We start from the raw sequence: 15,339 nt of genomic DNA, 5'->3' as shown, positions 1-15,339 counted from the left end.
TTAATTAGTGCTTTTTGCTGCAAACTCATCGCGATTAATGCCACCGGAGGAGGTTATACTAGGGCATATGTTCTCTCATGGTGTTTGCTATCGTGTCCGCATTTGCTTTATCTCAGCCTTTATCGGCAGTGACCCTCTATTTTTGTGATTTGGCGCCTCAAGGGGTAAGGCAAACACAGTTGCAGCAATTGCGCTTTTGGCTACCTGATGACGAGCAAGCCAAAGCCGACCGCTTTATACAGCCTGATGCGCGCGTGAAAGGCTTACTGGTACGCAGTTATTTACGCGCTATATTGTCGCTGTACGCCCGTGACATGGGAGTTGAAATTGCTCCTTCGCAATGGGAGTTTACTTACCTTGATAAAGGTAAGCCTGTGTTGTCCGCGGCTTGTTTCGCCCGTTGTCCGTTATTGTTCAATATCAGCCACAGTGGCGATTATCTGCTGGTGGCCATCGCTCATGCTAACCACTGGCTCTCGCTTGGGGTTGATATTGAGCGCCAACGTGAGAGCACCAATATCTACCCTATTTTAAATCATTATTTCACTCGTGATGAAACCGATAGCCTACTGGATTTACCGCTGGCGCAGCAACGAGCCCGCTTTTTCGATCTGTGGGCGCTTAAAGAGTCATATATCAAGGCTAAGGGCTTGGGGCTAGCATTATCACTTAAATCCTTTAGTTTTGCCTTTGACTCGCGACAGCATGATGATGTTATGAATGCTGAATCAACTTCGCTACCAAGGGTTACTCAAACTGAAAATATACAGATAGTTGCTTACCAGCAGATCTCAGCGTCAGACTGTCACCCTCAAGTCGATAATCAAGCGTGTGCAAGCCGTGCTTTACGTGAGGGGATGCAAGCTCAGATTGAGCGCAATATTACCTTGTCGTTTCATGATGAGCAGGGGAAACGGTCGAGCGACAGTTGGCAGTTGGTGTTAGGCCACCTTGATGCTCAGTACCGCTTTGCATTGAGCCTTGAGCGCGCCGAGACTCAAGAAGCTAAACCTGAGGACGAAGATAAACTGACGCTACGGGCAATGCAGTTGAATGTGCTGCAATTATTACGCTATTGCTAGGTTGTTTATCTTGGGGGAGTCTGTGTTTCAGTGCGGTGGTATTGGCTATGTGAGTGAATTCTGTCGCTAATGATTGTGCCTGTCTGGGTGCCAAGTGTACTTGTGTGAAACATTAAAAAGCCCGTTAGGCATACGGGCTTTTTGTGCGATTGACTTTTATATAACAAATCTTTTTGTAATTAAATCATTGCATAATCAAGGCGCGGTTATTAGCCGTTTGCTTTTGCTGGCAAACGCCTTAGTGACTATTGGCGCGCGAGGCGATGGCTCTCGGGTGGATTTTCAAAGTCGCTGCGATAAGGGTTAATGTCGAGCCCACCTCGGCGAGTATAGCGAGCATAAACGGTTAATTTAGCGCAGTGGCATAACTTTTTGAGATCCACAAAAATACGCTCGACGCACTGTTCATGAAACTCGTTGTGTTGACGAAACGAAATCAAATAACGCAGCAGTTTTTCACGATCAATCTTAGGGCCTTGATAGCGAATCATCACTGTGCCCCAGTCCGGTTGTGAGGTGATTAAACAGTTGGACTTGAGCAAGTTTGAGGTCAAGGTTTCTGCGACAATACTTTTGTCATCGGTGCTGTCGATAAGGTAGTCGCTGCTAAAATCATAATCATCGACTTCGATATCTAAATCATCGATGCAGGTACCGGGAAGCTCAACGATTCTTTGGCTACCAAAGTGCTTTGGCTCGATAATTTTAACCGAGATTTCTCCTTGAGCACATGCGCAAAGATCGTCAGTTAATGTCTGCTGCACCTGTTCAATGCTGTTGAATTTAGTTTGGTTAAAACTATTGAGGTACAGCTTGAACGACTTAGATTCGATTAAGTTGGCGCTATTCACATCTAAGCAGAACTCGGCAATGGCAACCATGGGTTTACCTTTGGCATTGAGCCATGAAAGTTCATAACCTGTCCAAATATCGGCCCCATGAAATGGCAATTGATGGCCTAAATCAATGGCATCACGATTAAGTTTACGCGGCACGCCCTGTAATAAATTGGCATCGTACTGTGCTTGGTAGCCCGTCGATTTACCTAAGGTTAATTCTGCAAGGGCGGGAGCATCACTGTATGGGTCATGAACTGGTGTCATCGAGTGGATTTCCATGTCAAAATAGCCTTACATTATACTCAAATTTTGGACTGCTGCTAAGTGTCTTCTTTACCTGCTTTAGATAATTTTTTTGACGTTTACCACCAAAGTTATATTGAAAAGCTAGCTGAACCGCCTAGATATTACCCTGAAGGTGAAGATTCTGAGTGCATTTTAAGCGAAGATAAAGCCCATGTGGTGAATCGTCCAGAGGTTGCTGTGCGTTGGCTGGCTGTTGAGCGGCAATCCCCCGGCGGCTTTAATAATATTGAACATGCCTTAGAGTTGAGCCTGCATCACAGCATAAATGCCTTTTATGGGGCTTACTATGCGGCGCCGTTAATGTTTGATTCTGCCTGGGGGCAAGGCGAACTGCTACAGGTGTGGAACCATCAAGATTTTGAATATTTACAGCAAAACTTGATTGGGCATTTAATGATGAAGCAAAAATTGAAACAGAGTCCCACCTGGTTTATTGGTGTGCTTAACGAAGGCGATCAGATGTTGGTGGTCGATAATAATGACGGCAGTGTCTGGCTGGAGATCCCTGGGCAGGTGCCTCATCAACGGTTAGCCGAGAGTTTAAATGAGTTTATCGATGCGTTATCTCCCAGAGTATGCCCGCCGGTTAAGCATATTGAAGAGTCTCTGCCCGAGCTTGACCATCCGGGGATATGGCAGCGGATTAAAACCATGTGGGCCAATCTCAGAGGTAAAAGCTAAAGGTTTATGTTGCAGGCTAACGTTAACAGTACTGCTAAGTCAATCTGGCTCATCAATGTATGCCCCATTGATGAGCCTGTTGAGGTGAGTTCACTAAAGCTATTTTTTAAATAGTTAAAGGTGATCCCATGAGATGTTAGAGACAATACGGCAGTCATCACACCGAAAGTGGAACATATCTAATAAGGGCTCATCGAGTAACCAGTCTTGATTGCCACAGCGCGGGCATGGCCGGTGTTGCTCAGACGCTAAACTTTCGCCCCCAACGCGATATAAGTAATAGTAGGTGGGGATGTGTGTTATGTATTCAACGCGGCCGCGCAGATCCCAACCTCGTCTAAACAGGTCGCTGTCGCTCGAGGTTAACTCTTCAAGTGCGGCAAATTCGGCTTTGGTGGCCGCAGCCATCTGCAGTTCATCACAGGCTTGCCATTCAGTTTGCCATTTAATGATACGTTTATGATCGCCATTAAAGGTGGCTGGGATCTGGTATAGCGGGATAGGTTGTAAGGTATCACCGTTGCGAAGTGGGGAGCACATATGCACGTAACTGGTGTAAATTAGCTGCCAACTGGGCGTCTCTGTACTGGTCACTTCTGAATTGATATCTTGGCCGATATACTTTTCGCGAGGGTGCAACAGTTTTGCTTCGGTCAGCTGAGCTAAGGCGTGCTCGACCCATGGGCTATTATAGCGTTTTGCTAGGCTGCTTTTTTCTGGCATCAGCAGACGTACGCGAAATTCCCCGTCATTAAATGCCACGGCAAATTCGCGCCCAAGGACTTGGCCGTTAGCACGGTAAGCTTCGAGAAGCCCATTGATAGCCTGTTCTGCTGCGGTGATGGTGGTGTTATCGAAGCATTCAAATCTTAATTCCACGACGTGCATTAATGGTTATCTCGCTGTGTGAGTTTGGCTTCTAGGGCGGAGATCCTATTGATTAACTCCTGTTGCTGTTGTGTTAAGGCATGCACTTGTTGCTGCAATTGCGCTAAGGCGGTCTCGGCACTGGCGGACTGCTCTACCACGGCGGGCAGGTGATAGCTTGCATCAAGCGCCGCCACTTCTTCCTTAGATAACGCCTTAAAACGTTGTATGCCTTGAATGAGCACTGGCATAGGCAATGCGTTTCCCAGCTTTGATTTTATCAGTGCCAGACTAGGTGTCTTGCCGGAGTCGACAATCGCTTTTGCCACTGCAACGACCTGTTCGATCGGAGTCATAATGAGTGAAATTCCTTACTTTTTAGCAATTATGGTATCCATTAAAAGAACCGACCAAATAAAAAACATTATTATTCATATAGATAGTTGTTTGGCATGCACTTTGCTGTAATTAATGTCGATTATAATAGATAAACAGGGAGTTAAAGTGAAAACAAAATTACTGAGTTTGATTATTTTGACAGCATCAACCATTGGAATGTCAGGTTGTGTGATCAATATTGGCGACGAAGAGGGCGGCTGGGATAAGGGCCATAGCTGGCAAGCCACGCAAGCACAAAATCGGGAAAATTTGTCGAAGTTGGCCATCGGCATGAATAGAGAGCAAGTGATTTCACTAATGGGCACGGCTGATTTTACTGAAGCCTATGTTAAACAAGGCCAAGAGGTCGCCATACTCTATTATCGTACCCAGCGCATCAGAGGAGATGGTACGACTACTAAAGATGAATGTACGCCGATAGTCTTAGCCGATAACAAGGTTACTGGTTGGGGCGATGCGGCCTATGCTAACCTCTAAGCATGGCTACTCAGTTAAAGGGTTAATCATCTTGATCCCGCTATACGTCACATGGCGAAATGATAAAGGCCATAACGACTATTAGACACTTGGCTCGTTATACGATATCGAGCCAAGTCTATCTACTCTTTACCTGCAAGTTTATGCTCTTAACTGCGCATCTAGCTGATCGATCACCTCTGTCCACTGCGCATCTTCTTCGAGTGATTCTTTAATAAAATGGCGTTGAGATGGGTTCCAAAAGTCGGCGTTAGCAATATGGATATTGTCTGCCATTTTGTGTTGCGCAATAAAGTCTGCTATCGCCTGATCGCTATTAGGTAGTCCTAGCTGTGCAAATAAACTATTGAGATTGGGTGTAGTGATATCCATTTTGGGCTCCTTAATTAATATCGAATCAGTTCATTGAGTATGGAACAAAATGATTAAGTTACTGAAATATTATGAACCTGTTTGTCAGTACCCTATGCACTGTAGCCTGCAGCGCGTAATCAGTATGCCAGTAAATTATCTACTGAAAATTTTTATTACATTTCGAAGTGGATGCAGATATTAGTCAGATTAGGCGGACAAAGATTATGCTTTGCACTAATTAACACTTTTGTTACATTGGAAAGGTTGACCGCTAATTTGGACATTCAGAAATGAATAGCAAAGCCCCCATACAGACCCTCAATGGCTATAAGGCTGTATATTTAACCGCTGAAGATCTTCGCATCGCCGCTTCCATCTTATATAACGCTTACCATGATGATGCTTTTTTTATGGCCGCTTTATATCAAGGCGACAAAGCGCAATATGAACAAAAGTTGCGCGGGGCAATTCGCGAAGAATTACATACATTGTGGCAAGAAGAGCAAGCGTTAATTGGCCTGTTTGATGATCAAAGACTTGTTGGGTTAGTGTGTATTGTGACTCAGCAAGTGCCTCTGGGTGAAGCACGATATTGGCATTGGCGACTAAAAATGTTAATCAGTACTGGCTGGCGCTCAACTCAAGCGTTAATGAACAAAGAAGACTCCATTCTAGAACACTTACCCAGTACTCATTGTGGTATCTTGCAATTTATTGCGTTGACACCAACAGAACAAAATAAAGGCTTAGGAGTGTGGTTAGTCGAGGCGGTGATTAGTTGGTGTGATGAACAACCAAAGCTTGATGGCATTGGTGTGTTTGTAACCGAAGATAAACATGCTCATCTGTTTTCCAAACTGGGGTTTGCCGCAATAGAAAGCTTGGATATCGACGGTGTAGAGGGCGAACTGTTATTTTATCGCAGCGCCGAAAGTGAATAAGCCTTTACACCGTTTTAGCGATTTTTACCCGTTTTATTTATCACAACATCAGCATCCTATGTGTCGTGCGCTGCATTATGTTGGTAGTACTTTGGTATTACTATTAATCGCCTTAGCAATCTCACTGGGTAACGTTTGGGTGTTATTACTGCTTCCTATTGTGGGCTATGGTCCAGCTTGGCTAGGACACTATGCTTTTGAGCATAATCGCCCCGCGACGTTTACTCACCCAATATACAGTTTTTTGGCAGATTGGCTGATGTTTACGCAGTGGGTAAAATCGTTATATAAAATTAAACCCAAATAACAAGAATAGCTTGGGCTAATGGCTTTTATCGAGCGAATTGCTTTGTGGCGGTTAACTCCTTATCTCTCATCTAGATGTAAGAGATCTCTTACAATGATGTGAGTGATTAACTTTTTCATTGAGTGTTTTATGGGGTTTTTACATAGTAAGCTTTTATAAAACAATGGCTTAAATTATATTTTTTTGCAGGTTATCCCTAGCATGTTGAGTATGATTGTTTTTATCATCGTACGCTAGAACAAAGCTTGGCCTTATAATAACCGCAGTTAAGGAATTGAGCTTAAGTCACACCTTAAATGACTTCAGGATGAAGTGCTTGGGACATGGTGATGGATGGAGTCAGGATGCACTCTAGTGACATGGGATGTGACAATAAGGAATAACGACTTAAGTCTTTAGTACAAGGATTGTCTTGCTGGATGCACCAATGCTTAATGGAATGAGCGGTTCAGTTAAACGGAATAATTGAACTCAGGAAAAACAGCTAGGATGTTAAAGGATCTGTTTGGAGCTGGCAGGATGCCGCAGCATTAGGGATGAAGCAGGGAGCAGTGTGATAGCAGGAAGGCTAACAAAAGTATACTAGGCGCACTTTTTAGTGCGCCTTTTTCTTTGGTTAAATATAGGCCTGCTCTCGTCATTGCATGTTGGCCTTCTCGAGTTAACAGCTGCTATGTTGTTAACATTTATTGGTGTATAAACCCACATCTGCTCGTGATCTTGTGAGCTATCTCTTACAACAGCGTAAGACTTTGGGGAGTTACCACTAGATAAAAACTCATCTTTGATTTTAATTTTCAATTTTTTCATACGGTTATTAACGGTTTGGCTGGTTAAGATAGCTTGTTATGGCAATGCTAATGGTTATTACCGGTCAAAATATTTCTCGGTGTTTTACAATTGATCGTGTTCAAGGATGAATGCTTATGGACAATGAATCAGGATGATTCAGTGCTGTTAGGATTGATAGCATACTAGGAGTGGCAAGGATGTAGCGCTCAGGATGAGTGCAAGCAGACTAAGGAAGGCCGAATATTCATGGATGAACGCGCTCTGCCTAGGATGGCAGTAGACACGGAGTGTGTAGCAAGGAAGCACAAGGACGACAAAGGACATGCTTAAGGAGTAAGCAAACTTGGTAAAAGGATGACCAAGTAAAGGGACAGTACGTCAAGTACAAGGATGCAAGGGATACAGGGAAGAGGCAAGGAGCAATTCGAACCCATGGATGGTGCAGGGAGCACAGGCATAGCAGGATAGCTTAGCGAAAGACACAAGGCGCGACTCTTTATTGAGCCGCGCTTTTTTTTTTGGAGACTTTCACATATCGCCTGGATTGAGTTCAGCTTCGCATTATCTTTTTTGAGCCTGTTTTATAGGCTTAGTGCTATTTACAGCCATTGGGTTTACAGCCGCCACGACTACCGCAACCGCCGCCAATAGAGCCGCTGGCTTGTGGTGCATCTAACCATTCGGGTTCAGGAAATATTGGCCACTGAATTTTTTGGATCTTTTTTCCATGCATCCAGATAGTTGCTTGATATTGATTGAGGCCGTCGGTACTAAAATCCAATAGAAACTTAGCTTTCCATGTGAGACCACTATTACCGCCTATGCTGGGGCGAGCCGATTCCATGGCGATAGCCAAAAACTGCACTCGTTGTTTTTTGCATTCGCTACTGGCAAACAAACGGCTTACTTCAGCCATCTGTCTTAATTGCCAGAAAAAGGCGGCAATGATCACGAGCGCCGCAATCAATAAAAAGTCTGTCATCATGCTTTCGTTACCTTAAATAATCCACCAATTGCGGCAGACAGTACTGTGCTGCGATTAGGATTACGGAGTTCCATTAATAGCTCGGCTCTAATCGCTGGAATAGCTACGATATCAGCAAAAATTTGGTTAAAGAAGTGTTGATCTTGTTTTGCAAGGGCTTCGAGATAAAGAGTGCGGGTCTGATCGTCTTTTAGGGCCATCCAATTGCGAGCGGCAATGGTAATTAGTGTCTCTTTATCTAAACGGTCGTGCTGAGCAAAGTAGTGAATGGCTTTTTGAGAATATTTAGCTTGAGATGCTAAAGCGCGCATAAAGTAGAGTTTATGTTCAGCCTTTACGCTATAGAGTTTCTCCAGTAAGCGCTCTGCAAATTCGGCAGAAAGGGTTAAATGTTCTAATTGCTGACATATAGCGATTTGTACCTCTATGGCACCGTGCTCTAAAGCGTTTTCAATCTGAGTTTGGTGATCGAGTTCATCGGCGTGAACACAAATATCGGCAATCCCTTGCAAACCCACATCTTGCCAGCGGCTGGTATCCACTTGGCCGGAGAGGTATTGATAGGCAAATTCATATTGCGCAGAAGCCACTTGGCCGAGCTGCTTTCTCACTAGAGCATTAAACAGCGCCAGCTTTTCGGCGCTAGGCTTAAAGGCGAAAGGGTGATTGGCCAGTCTATTTTGTTGCTCTTCAGATATGGGCTGGGTGGGATCGCTGCCCAACGCCTCAAGCACCATACTAATAAATTGGGTTCTTGGCGCAGGAGAGAGCAAGCCTCGCTCATCAAGAGGGAGTTTTAAAAACCAGATGTAATACTGTTTTGATGCGTCCCAAAAAACCAATGCAAATTGAGCATGGCCTTGAATAGGTGAAGGGTAAGGCGTTGCTAGCTGCTCAATTTGGGAAAATGCTAACTTATCGATATGTTGTACCCGGCGGCCTAGATCATAGATTTCGAATTGAGAGTTGGCCGTGGTTAAAAATTGGGTGAGAGTGGTGATTTCAGTCATGAGTTAGAATGCCGTTACATGTGAGGACTAGATTTCAATGACCGTTATTATAGGGAGAACTCTACCGAGATGGTATAATTTGGCGCAAAATAGCCAAGATATCCGTCACTAGAGACAAGATCCATCGTCAATGATGCTAGGAAATTACAATGTTGTACCGGTTTACCCAAAAGCAATTAGCTCTCATTACGCAGGAACTAAAAGCGCAGGCGTTATGGGCTGATGAGCCACCGTCAGCGCAGGCCATGGCCGATCCTACGCCGTTTGCTTGTGAGTCAATGCCATTTGAGCATTGGCTGCAATTTATTTTTATTCCCAAGATGAATGAGCTTGTGGCCCAGCGAGCTCCTTTGCCAACTAATATTGCGCTAGCACCGATGGCTGAATACGTATGGCAGCACCGCATTGAGCTGCGAACGTTAATTAGCATTATTAATCAATTAGATGAGTGTTTAAGTGAACCAAGATAATCCAATAGTCGATCCGCAAGCGATGCTCTGTGATGAAACCTGTAGTGCCGCAGACTCAGCGCCAGAGATAGTTATTCTTTATGAGGATGAAGATCTGGTCGTGATCCATAAGCCCGCTGGCTTATTGGTGCATCGCAGCTATCTTGCTCGCCGAGAACGCTTTTTTGCCATGCAAATGACGCGTGACAAAGTCGGCTGCCATGTGTTTCCGGTACACCGCCTAGACAGGCCAACATCGGGTGTATTGTTGTTTGCTAAAAGCAGTGAAATGGCTAATGTTTTGTGTCAGCAATTCGCCTCAAAAGCGGTTGAAAAGCACTATTTAGCCATAGTGCGTGGAAATATGTTGCAAGGTGATACCTTGGATTATCCGCTTAAACAGGAGTTTGATGAGCTGGGCGATAAGGATGTCGACCCTAATAAGGCGGCTCAAGAAGCGCAAACCAGTTACCAGCCTCTGCTAAACTGTGAAATACCCTATGCTTCAGGACGCTATCCTACCAGTCGTTACGCATTGGTGCAGTTAACGCCTCATACGGGACGTAAACACCAACTTCGCCGGCACATGGCGCATCTGCGTCATCCAATTGTGGGTGACACCACCCATGGTGATGGTAAGCAAAATCGCTTTTTTAGGGATCACTTTGGCATCAATCGTTTATGGCTTATCGCTAAAAAATTAAGCTTCACTCATCCAAGAACGGGTGAGCCTATGAGTGTCGAAACCGAGTTAGAACCAGAGTGGTTGACCTTGTTTGAGGCCTTTGGTTGGAATGATGAATTGTTGTCTGATAAGCCAAGCTTACTGATCGCACGCTAATTATGTTGGTGTAATACCGCTCATTGCCCACTATATTTTACCGTTATCATCAAATGCCTTACGCCACCTTGAATAAAAACAAGTGTCAGTGCGTAAGGTATTTTCATTGAAGGTGTTTATTTAGTCATACTCATCGGTAAGTGTCAGTCGGTGCTCTGCGCCGTAGATAAGTTACTGGTTATGACTAGAACAGGACTAACGACCGGTTAGCTATTTACACTCTTGTTTATCTTTATCAGTCTGATGGGTTAACAACTCAGTTTCTTTCTTGATAGTCAGTTCGTATGGTTGCAGCGGGGCGAAAGTGTGGACGGTTCTGAAATAACACATGCGTCTAATATGAGCGCTTCGTTGAACATGCTTTAGATGTTTTTTTCGGCTAGAGTGTCGCATCTAATTGATCCTTGAAACTCAATAACCTAGTGTAGCTATCAAGCTTTCAATAAAGTATTGTTTGAATTATATGTAAATTCTGTGCCGAGGGCTAAAGAAAAAATGAAAAAAGTTAATCTAGTTTTTGGAACTGTTTATGGTAACGCCCAGTTTGTGGCCGAAACCTTACAAGCACAACTTGTCGAGGCCCAATGGCCTGTGATGCTTAGCGCCCCTGAAACCTTGACGGGCTTTGTGCCGCCAGAAGATGAGTTGCTACTCATCGTTACATCGACTACAGGACAGGGGGATATTCCAGACGAGCTTAATCTTTGGTTTGAGACGCTGCGACAGGCAGCACCTTATCTACCTAAGTTAGCTTACGGGGTCATTGCCTTGGGTGACTCAAGTTATGAGACTTTCTGCCATGCAGGAATTAAGTTTGATGAGCTATTAACTGAATTAGGTGCTACTAGGGTCGGTGAGCTACTTAAGCTTGATGCTTGTGAAACCATGGAGCCCGAGCTCGCGGCTAAAGCCTGGTTGAGTCAATGGCTATTAATGGCCTCACCGAATCACGTCGGTTGAAACAACTCCGTCATCAATGGTTTAAGTTTGCCCAGCGACTAAGCCAGTCATTGCTATTGCCCATCGCGATTTTACCTGCAGCAGGGCTGATGGTGGGGTTAGCTTTCAACCCTATTGCGTTTATTTCGGCCAATAGTGCCGTTGTAATGTTAGCCATAGGTGAGTTGATTTTCGCTATGATGCCGATGCTATTTGCGGTGACCATAGCGATAGGGTTTTGTCGTGATCAAGGGATTGCCGCCTTTACTGCAGTATTTGGCTATAGCGTATTTTTTGCCAGTTTATCGGCGTGGGTCGATATACATCAATTTGATGCGCAGAGCATATTAGGGGCGCAAACGTTCGACACTGGTATCGCTGGTGGTATTGTTGTTGGTGCAGTGACCTGCATCGCGGTTAGGCTTAGCGAGCGGCTTAGACTGCCTGCAGTGTTCTCGTTTTTTGAAGGCCATCGTAGCGCTCCGTTGTTAATGTTACCTATTGCCATGGGGTTGGGCTATGGTGCCCTGTTGCTATGGCCGCCATTATCTCATTGGATTGAGGGCGTCTCAGATTGGGCCGTGTATCAAGAGCCCGTATTGGCCTTTGCTATCTACGGTAGTGTTGAGCGGCTATTAATCCCATTTGGATTACACCATATTTGGAATGCGCCGTTTTATCTTGAAATGGGGCAATATGCTACCGATAGCGAAGTTGTGAGGGGCGAAGTTGCCCGTTATTTAGCGGGCGATCCTAAAGCAGGTCATTTAGCTGGTGGTTATCTGATTAAAATGTGGGGGTTACCTGCTGCGGCACTGGCTATTTGGCGCTGCGCGGATAAAAGTGAGCGTAATTGCGTCGCAGGAATCATGCTCTCAGCAGCGGGGGCAAGCTGGTTAACTGGGGTGACCGAAGCCGTCGAATTTGCCTTTATGCTTGTCGCGCCATTATTGTTTTTAGTGCATGCCTTGATGACCGGGCTTGCCTATGCGGTGGCTATTGCCTTAGATATTCACCACAGTGTGGTGTTCTCCCATGGGCTGGTGGATTTTACCTTATTGTTTGGATTGTCACATAATACACATTGGTTTTGGGTATTAGGCCCGCTGACGGCAGTGATCTATTATCTGGTGTTTCGTATTTCCATTATGACCTTTAATTTGAAAACCCCTGGGCGAGTAGAAGGACAATCGGCACCACCTCTAAGCATCATTGCCATGATCTCAGCCTTAGGTGGTAAAGATAACATCAGTGGATTGAGTGCTTGCTTAACTCGGCTGCGGATAGGCATTAAACAGGCCGAACTTGTGGATAAGCAACGCCTAGCACAACTGGGGTCAAAGGGTGTGGTGATGGTCGGAAGTGGCGTACAACTGGTTTATGGGACTAAAGCTGAACGCATTCGTCGCTTGTTACAGCGGTATTTAGACCGACATAAACCGTCATCATAACGGCTGAGTTATCGGGCTAGCTAATGAACAAAACAAGCGTCATTATTGGCTTAGATCGAGGTTAATGGAGAAAAATGATGCAACGAAAAGTACTGATCACCGACTGCGCCGATGCGCCGGGGTTAATCACTAAAATTACCGCTGTCTGTTATGCCCACGGCTTAAATATCGTTAAGAACAGTGAGTTTGTTGATAATGCACAGGGGCGATTTTTTATGCGCACCGAGGTCGAAGGCTGTGAGGATGAGCAGGGGTTACTGTTCGATGTAGGGAAGGTATTACCGCCCCAGCGTCATCTTAAACTGGTGACCAAAAGCACCAAGCGGATTGTTGTGATGGTAACCAAAGAGGCTCATTGCCTTGGCGATTTACTTATGAAAGCGTATTACGGTGCTTTAGATGTTGAAATATCAGCAATTATTGGTAATTACGATCTACTCAAACCATTAGCTGAAAAATTTAATATCCCGTTTTATCAGGTGTCTCATGAGGGCTTGACTCGTCATGAACATGAGCAAGCCATGTTGGATATTATCGTGCAATATCAACCTGATTACCTCGTTTTGGCTAAATATATGCGGGTGTTAACCCCGGAGTTTGTAGAGCAACACCCTAACCGTATCATCAATATTCACCACTCTTTTTTGCCGGCTTTTGTGGGGGCTGCACCTTACCGACAAGCGTGGGAACGTGGGGTGAAAATCATTGGCGCCACGGCGCACTTTGTCAATAATTGCTTGGATGAAGGGCCGATTATTAAGCAAGATGTGATCCCAGTGGATCATAGCTTTAGCGCCGATGATCTGGCTCAATGTGGTCGTGATGTTGAGAAAAGCGTGTTGAGCAAAGCGCTGCAATTGGTACTGCAAGAAAATGTCATTGTTTATGGCAATAAGACGGTGGTGTTTTAATAGCTGTGACGCTAAATCTGCGGTGATGGTATCAATGAGCATATAAAGTCTTGGTTGACCCGTCGCTAGGCGACGAGGTCAACTGAGATCAAATCTCAAATCTTTAACTGAGAATTGCTAACCTATCGGCTACGTAGCTTCTGCTTTCGTCACTGGTTTGTTGATTACGGCTAATCTCTCTAGGTTTACGCTCCATGCTTTATGATAAGTCGTTAATAGTTAACGGTAAGTGGCTGCATATCCTCATAATGCATGGCAATATCTGTGATGGTTACACTTCCTTTGGTGTAACGTAATATCTGCTGTGCGGTACGCTCTGCGCCTTGGGACTGAGCGAACTGGTAAAAGCTCTGCTGATTACAAACGAGCCTAGGGAAAATACGCTGTTTATTGATGCGGTATTCCCGCATGGTGCCATTAAACTTAACGACGTTGTTGCTGGCCCCCTGCTTTGCAAACGGCAATTAAAGCGTTTTCCATCTGCACTGTCATGGCTGCCTGAGTTGAGAAAGCCAATGGCGCTAAAGCAATGACAGCGATCGAGAGTAACTTTTTCATGTTGAACTCCTAGCATTTTTTATGGCGGTTAAGGTTGAGTTAAGTCGTTTTTAGCGCCAAAAGCTGTGAGTAAATTGTCTAAAAATGTATTTTTATGTGAGGCATGTATCGAATGGTATCTGCAGGTAAACAAATGTGTCTAACTGGTGCTAATTCGGTCAGAGAAGAGAGCTCAAAGGTTAAGGGGATAGGGCGATGAATAATTAGTACAAGGCTATTAGCATAGAGCAATGCCTGTACCCAGCGTATAAAAAAGCCAGCTGATAGTGCTGCAGCTGGCGTTAATATTAGGTGCAACGGTGATTAATCAACGATACGCAGTAGTTCATTAATGCCCACTTTGCCGCGAGTTTTGGCATCGACTTTCTTGACGATGATCGCCGCATAGAGGCTGTAAGTGCCACATTTTGACGGTAAGTTACCCGACACCACCACAGAGCCGGCAGGAACGCGGCCATAATGCACTTCGCCAGTTTCACGGTCAAAAATACGTGTGCTTTGGCCAATGTAGACGCCCATAGAGATAACCGAGCCTTCTTCAACCACAACACCTTCAACAATCTCAGAGCGGGCGCCGATAAAACAGTTATCTTCGATAATGGTGGGGCCAGCTTGCAGCGGTTCAAGTACACCGCCAATGCCAACGCCGCCTGACAAGTGCACGTTTTTACCAATTTGTGCACATGAGCCCACAGTTGCCCAAGTGTCGACCATAGTGCCTTCGTCGACGTAAGCGCCCAAGTTGACATATGACGGCATCAATACGGTATTTTTGCCGATATAAGAGCCTTTACGCACAGCTGCAGGAGGTACCACACGAATCGCTTCCGCTTTAAAACGTGCTTCGTCGTAGTCGGCAAATTTCATCGGCACTTTATCAAAGTACTTAGTTTCTGCACCGTCGACCACTTGATTGTCGAAAATACGGAACGAGAGTAAAACGGCTTTCTTCAACCATTGGTGCACATGCCACTGACCATCAATTTTCTCGGCGACGCGTGCCTCGCCTTTATCAAGCATATTGATGACTTTTTCTACGTCGGCACGCACGCTGGCATCGACCGTGGTAGGGGTAATTTCTGCGCGAGCTTCAAAAGCTGCCTCAATACGTTGGCGTAAAGCCTCCATTAACGTCTCCCGATTATCATTA

19 protein-coding genes are annotated in these 15,339 nt (G+C 45.1%); 10 read left to right on the top strand and 9 right to left on the bottom strand.

Annotation, left to right across the window (positions count from 1 at the left end; translation table 11 throughout):
• Positions 1-92 precede the first annotated feature (92 nt).
• Positions 93-1,082, top strand: a complete 990-nt coding sequence (locus AC5YBZ_RS11615; protein ID WP_494542933.1) for a 4'-phosphopantetheinyl transferase family protein — start codon at positions 93-95, stop codon at positions 1,080-1,082.
• Positions 1,083-1,327: 245 nt separating this feature from the next.
• Here the strand turns inward: AC5YBZ_RS11615 and queF are convergent, their stop codons facing one another.
• On the bottom strand, positions 1,328-2,185 hold the full coding sequence (gene queF / locus AC5YBZ_RS11610) for an NADPH-dependent 7-cyano-7-deazaguanine reductase QueF (protein WP_494542932.1): 858 nt from the start codon (positions 2,183-2,185) through the stop codon (positions 1,328-1,330).
• A 60-nt stretch (positions 2,186-2,245) separates the two neighbouring features.
• Between queF and syd the strand changes: the two genes are divergently transcribed.
• A complete protein-coding gene (syd, locus tag AC5YBZ_RS11605; RefSeq protein ID WP_475514399.1) occupies positions 2,246-2,908 on the top strand; it encodes a SecY-interacting protein in 663 nt (220 codons plus the stop codon).
• A 114-nt stretch (positions 2,909-3,022) separates the two neighbouring features.
• Here syd and AC5YBZ_RS11600 read toward each other — a convergent pair whose 3' ends face one another.
• Together AC5YBZ_RS11600 and AC5YBZ_RS11595 are read right to left on the bottom strand one after the other, a co-directional pair.
• Positions 3,023-3,796 carry a Zn-ribbon-containing protein gene (locus AC5YBZ_RS11600; protein WP_494542931.1) on the bottom strand — a complete coding sequence of 258 codons (774 nt, stop codon included), beginning with the start codon at positions 3,794-3,796 and terminating at the stop codon, positions 3,023-3,025.
• Entirely contained in the window at positions 3,796-4,131 is a 336-nt protein-coding gene (locus tag AC5YBZ_RS11595; protein ID WP_475514397.1) for a hypothetical protein, read from the bottom strand. The genes AC5YBZ_RS11600 and AC5YBZ_RS11595 overlap by 1 nt, the downstream gene beginning before the upstream one ends.
• A gap of 115 nt (positions 4,132-4,246) precedes the next feature.
• Between AC5YBZ_RS11595 and AC5YBZ_RS11590 the strand changes: the two genes are divergently transcribed.
• Positions 4,247-4,651 carry a DUF3192 domain-containing protein gene (locus AC5YBZ_RS11590; RefSeq protein WP_475514396.1) on the top strand — a complete coding sequence of 135 codons (405 nt, stop codon included), beginning with the start codon at positions 4,247-4,249 and terminating at the stop codon, positions 4,649-4,651.
• A 141-nt stretch (positions 4,652-4,792) separates the two neighbouring features.
• Here AC5YBZ_RS11590 and AC5YBZ_RS11585 read toward each other — a convergent pair whose 3' ends face one another.
• On the bottom strand, positions 4,793-5,023 hold the full coding sequence (locus AC5YBZ_RS11585; protein WP_475514395.1) for a DUF2789 domain-containing protein: 231 nt from the start codon (positions 5,021-5,023) through the stop codon (positions 4,793-4,795).
• A gap of 272 nt (positions 5,024-5,295) precedes the next feature.
• Between AC5YBZ_RS11585 and AC5YBZ_RS11580 the strand changes: the two genes are divergently transcribed.
• Positions 5,296-5,946, top strand: coding sequence for a GNAT family N-acetyltransferase (locus AC5YBZ_RS11580; RefSeq protein ID WP_475514394.1), 651 nt, complete (start codon positions 5,296-5,298; stop codon positions 5,944-5,946).
• Complete coding sequence (locus tag AC5YBZ_RS11575) at positions 5,939-6,253, top strand: Mpo1-like protein (protein WP_494521338.1); 315 nt, start codon at positions 5,939-5,941, stop codon at positions 6,251-6,253. The genes AC5YBZ_RS11580 and AC5YBZ_RS11575 overlap by 8 nt, the downstream gene beginning before the upstream one ends.
• A gap of 1,387 nt (positions 6,254-7,640) precedes the next feature.
• Here AC5YBZ_RS11575 and AC5YBZ_RS11570 read toward each other — a convergent pair.
• On the bottom strand, positions 7,641-8,030 hold the full coding sequence (locus AC5YBZ_RS11570; protein WP_494523726.1) for a DUF3301 domain-containing protein: 390 nt from the start codon (positions 8,028-8,030) through the stop codon (positions 7,641-7,643).
• Positions 8,027-9,040 carry a DUF3549 family protein gene (locus tag AC5YBZ_RS11565; protein ID WP_494523725.1) on the bottom strand — a complete coding sequence of 338 codons (1,014 nt, stop codon included), beginning with the start codon at positions 9,038-9,040 and terminating at the stop codon, positions 8,027-8,029. Before AC5YBZ_RS11565 ends, AC5YBZ_RS11570 begins: the two co-directional genes overlap by 4 nt.
• 149 nt (positions 9,041-9,189) lie before the next feature.
• Between AC5YBZ_RS11565 and AC5YBZ_RS11560 the strand changes: the two genes are divergently transcribed.
• From AC5YBZ_RS11560 to purU, 5 genes are all read left to right on the top strand, one after another.
• On the top strand, positions 9,190-9,510 hold the full coding sequence (locus AC5YBZ_RS11560) for a YqcC family protein (RefSeq protein ID WP_475514390.1): 321 nt from the start codon (positions 9,190-9,192) through the stop codon (positions 9,508-9,510).
• Positions 9,511-9,532: 22 nt separating this feature from the next.
• The gene (gene truC / locus AC5YBZ_RS11555; RefSeq protein WP_494524817.1) at positions 9,533-10,330 is read left to right on the top strand and encodes a tRNA pseudouridine(65) synthase TruC; all 798 of its coding nucleotides are present in this window, start codon (positions 9,533-9,535) and stop codon (positions 10,328-10,330) included.
• A gap of 495 nt (positions 10,331-10,825) precedes the next feature.
• Positions 10,826-11,290 (top strand): flavodoxin, encoded by a 465-nt coding sequence (locus AC5YBZ_RS11550; protein ID WP_494523724.1) that lies wholly within the window; start codon positions 10,826-10,828, stop codon positions 11,288-11,290.
• Complete coding sequence (locus AC5YBZ_RS11545) at positions 11,254-12,720, top strand: PTS transporter subunit EIIC (protein ID WP_494542930.1); 1,467 nt, start codon at positions 11,254-11,256, stop codon at positions 12,718-12,720. The genes AC5YBZ_RS11550 and AC5YBZ_RS11545 overlap by 37 nt, the downstream gene beginning before the upstream one ends.
• A gap of 77 nt (positions 12,721-12,797) precedes the next feature.
• A complete protein-coding gene (gene purU / locus AC5YBZ_RS11540; protein WP_494521606.1) occupies positions 12,798-13,631 on the top strand; it encodes a formyltetrahydrofolate deformylase in 834 nt (277 codons plus the stop codon).
• A gap of 212 nt (positions 13,632-13,843) precedes the next feature.
• Here the strand turns inward: purU and AC5YBZ_RS11535 are convergent, their stop codons facing one another.
• The 3 genes from AC5YBZ_RS11535 to dapD form a co-directional block, all read right to left on the bottom strand.
• Positions 13,844-14,095 carry a DUF3718 domain-containing protein gene (locus AC5YBZ_RS11535; RefSeq protein ID WP_494542929.1) on the bottom strand — a complete coding sequence of 84 codons (252 nt, stop codon included), beginning with the start codon at positions 14,093-14,095 and terminating at the stop codon, positions 13,844-13,846.
• Positions 14,055-14,189 (bottom strand): hypothetical protein, encoded by a 135-nt coding sequence (locus tag AC5YBZ_RS11530; protein WP_494542928.1) that lies wholly within the window; start codon positions 14,187-14,189, stop codon positions 14,055-14,057. The genes AC5YBZ_RS11535 and AC5YBZ_RS11530 overlap by 41 nt, the downstream gene beginning before the upstream one ends.
• 303 nt (positions 14,190-14,492) lie before the next feature.
• On the bottom strand, positions 14,493-15,317 hold the full coding sequence (gene dapD / locus AC5YBZ_RS11525) for a 2,3,4,5-tetrahydropyridine-2,6-dicarboxylate N-succinyltransferase (protein ID WP_494521343.1): 825 nt from the start codon (positions 15,315-15,317) through the stop codon (positions 14,493-14,495).
• Positions 15,318-15,339: the final 22 nt, after the last annotated feature.

The sequence above is a fragment of the Shewanella sp. 553 genome (assembly GCF_059338375.1).
Note: the sequence above shows the minus strand (reverse complement) of the source record. Positions and strands in the feature narration are given on the sequence as shown.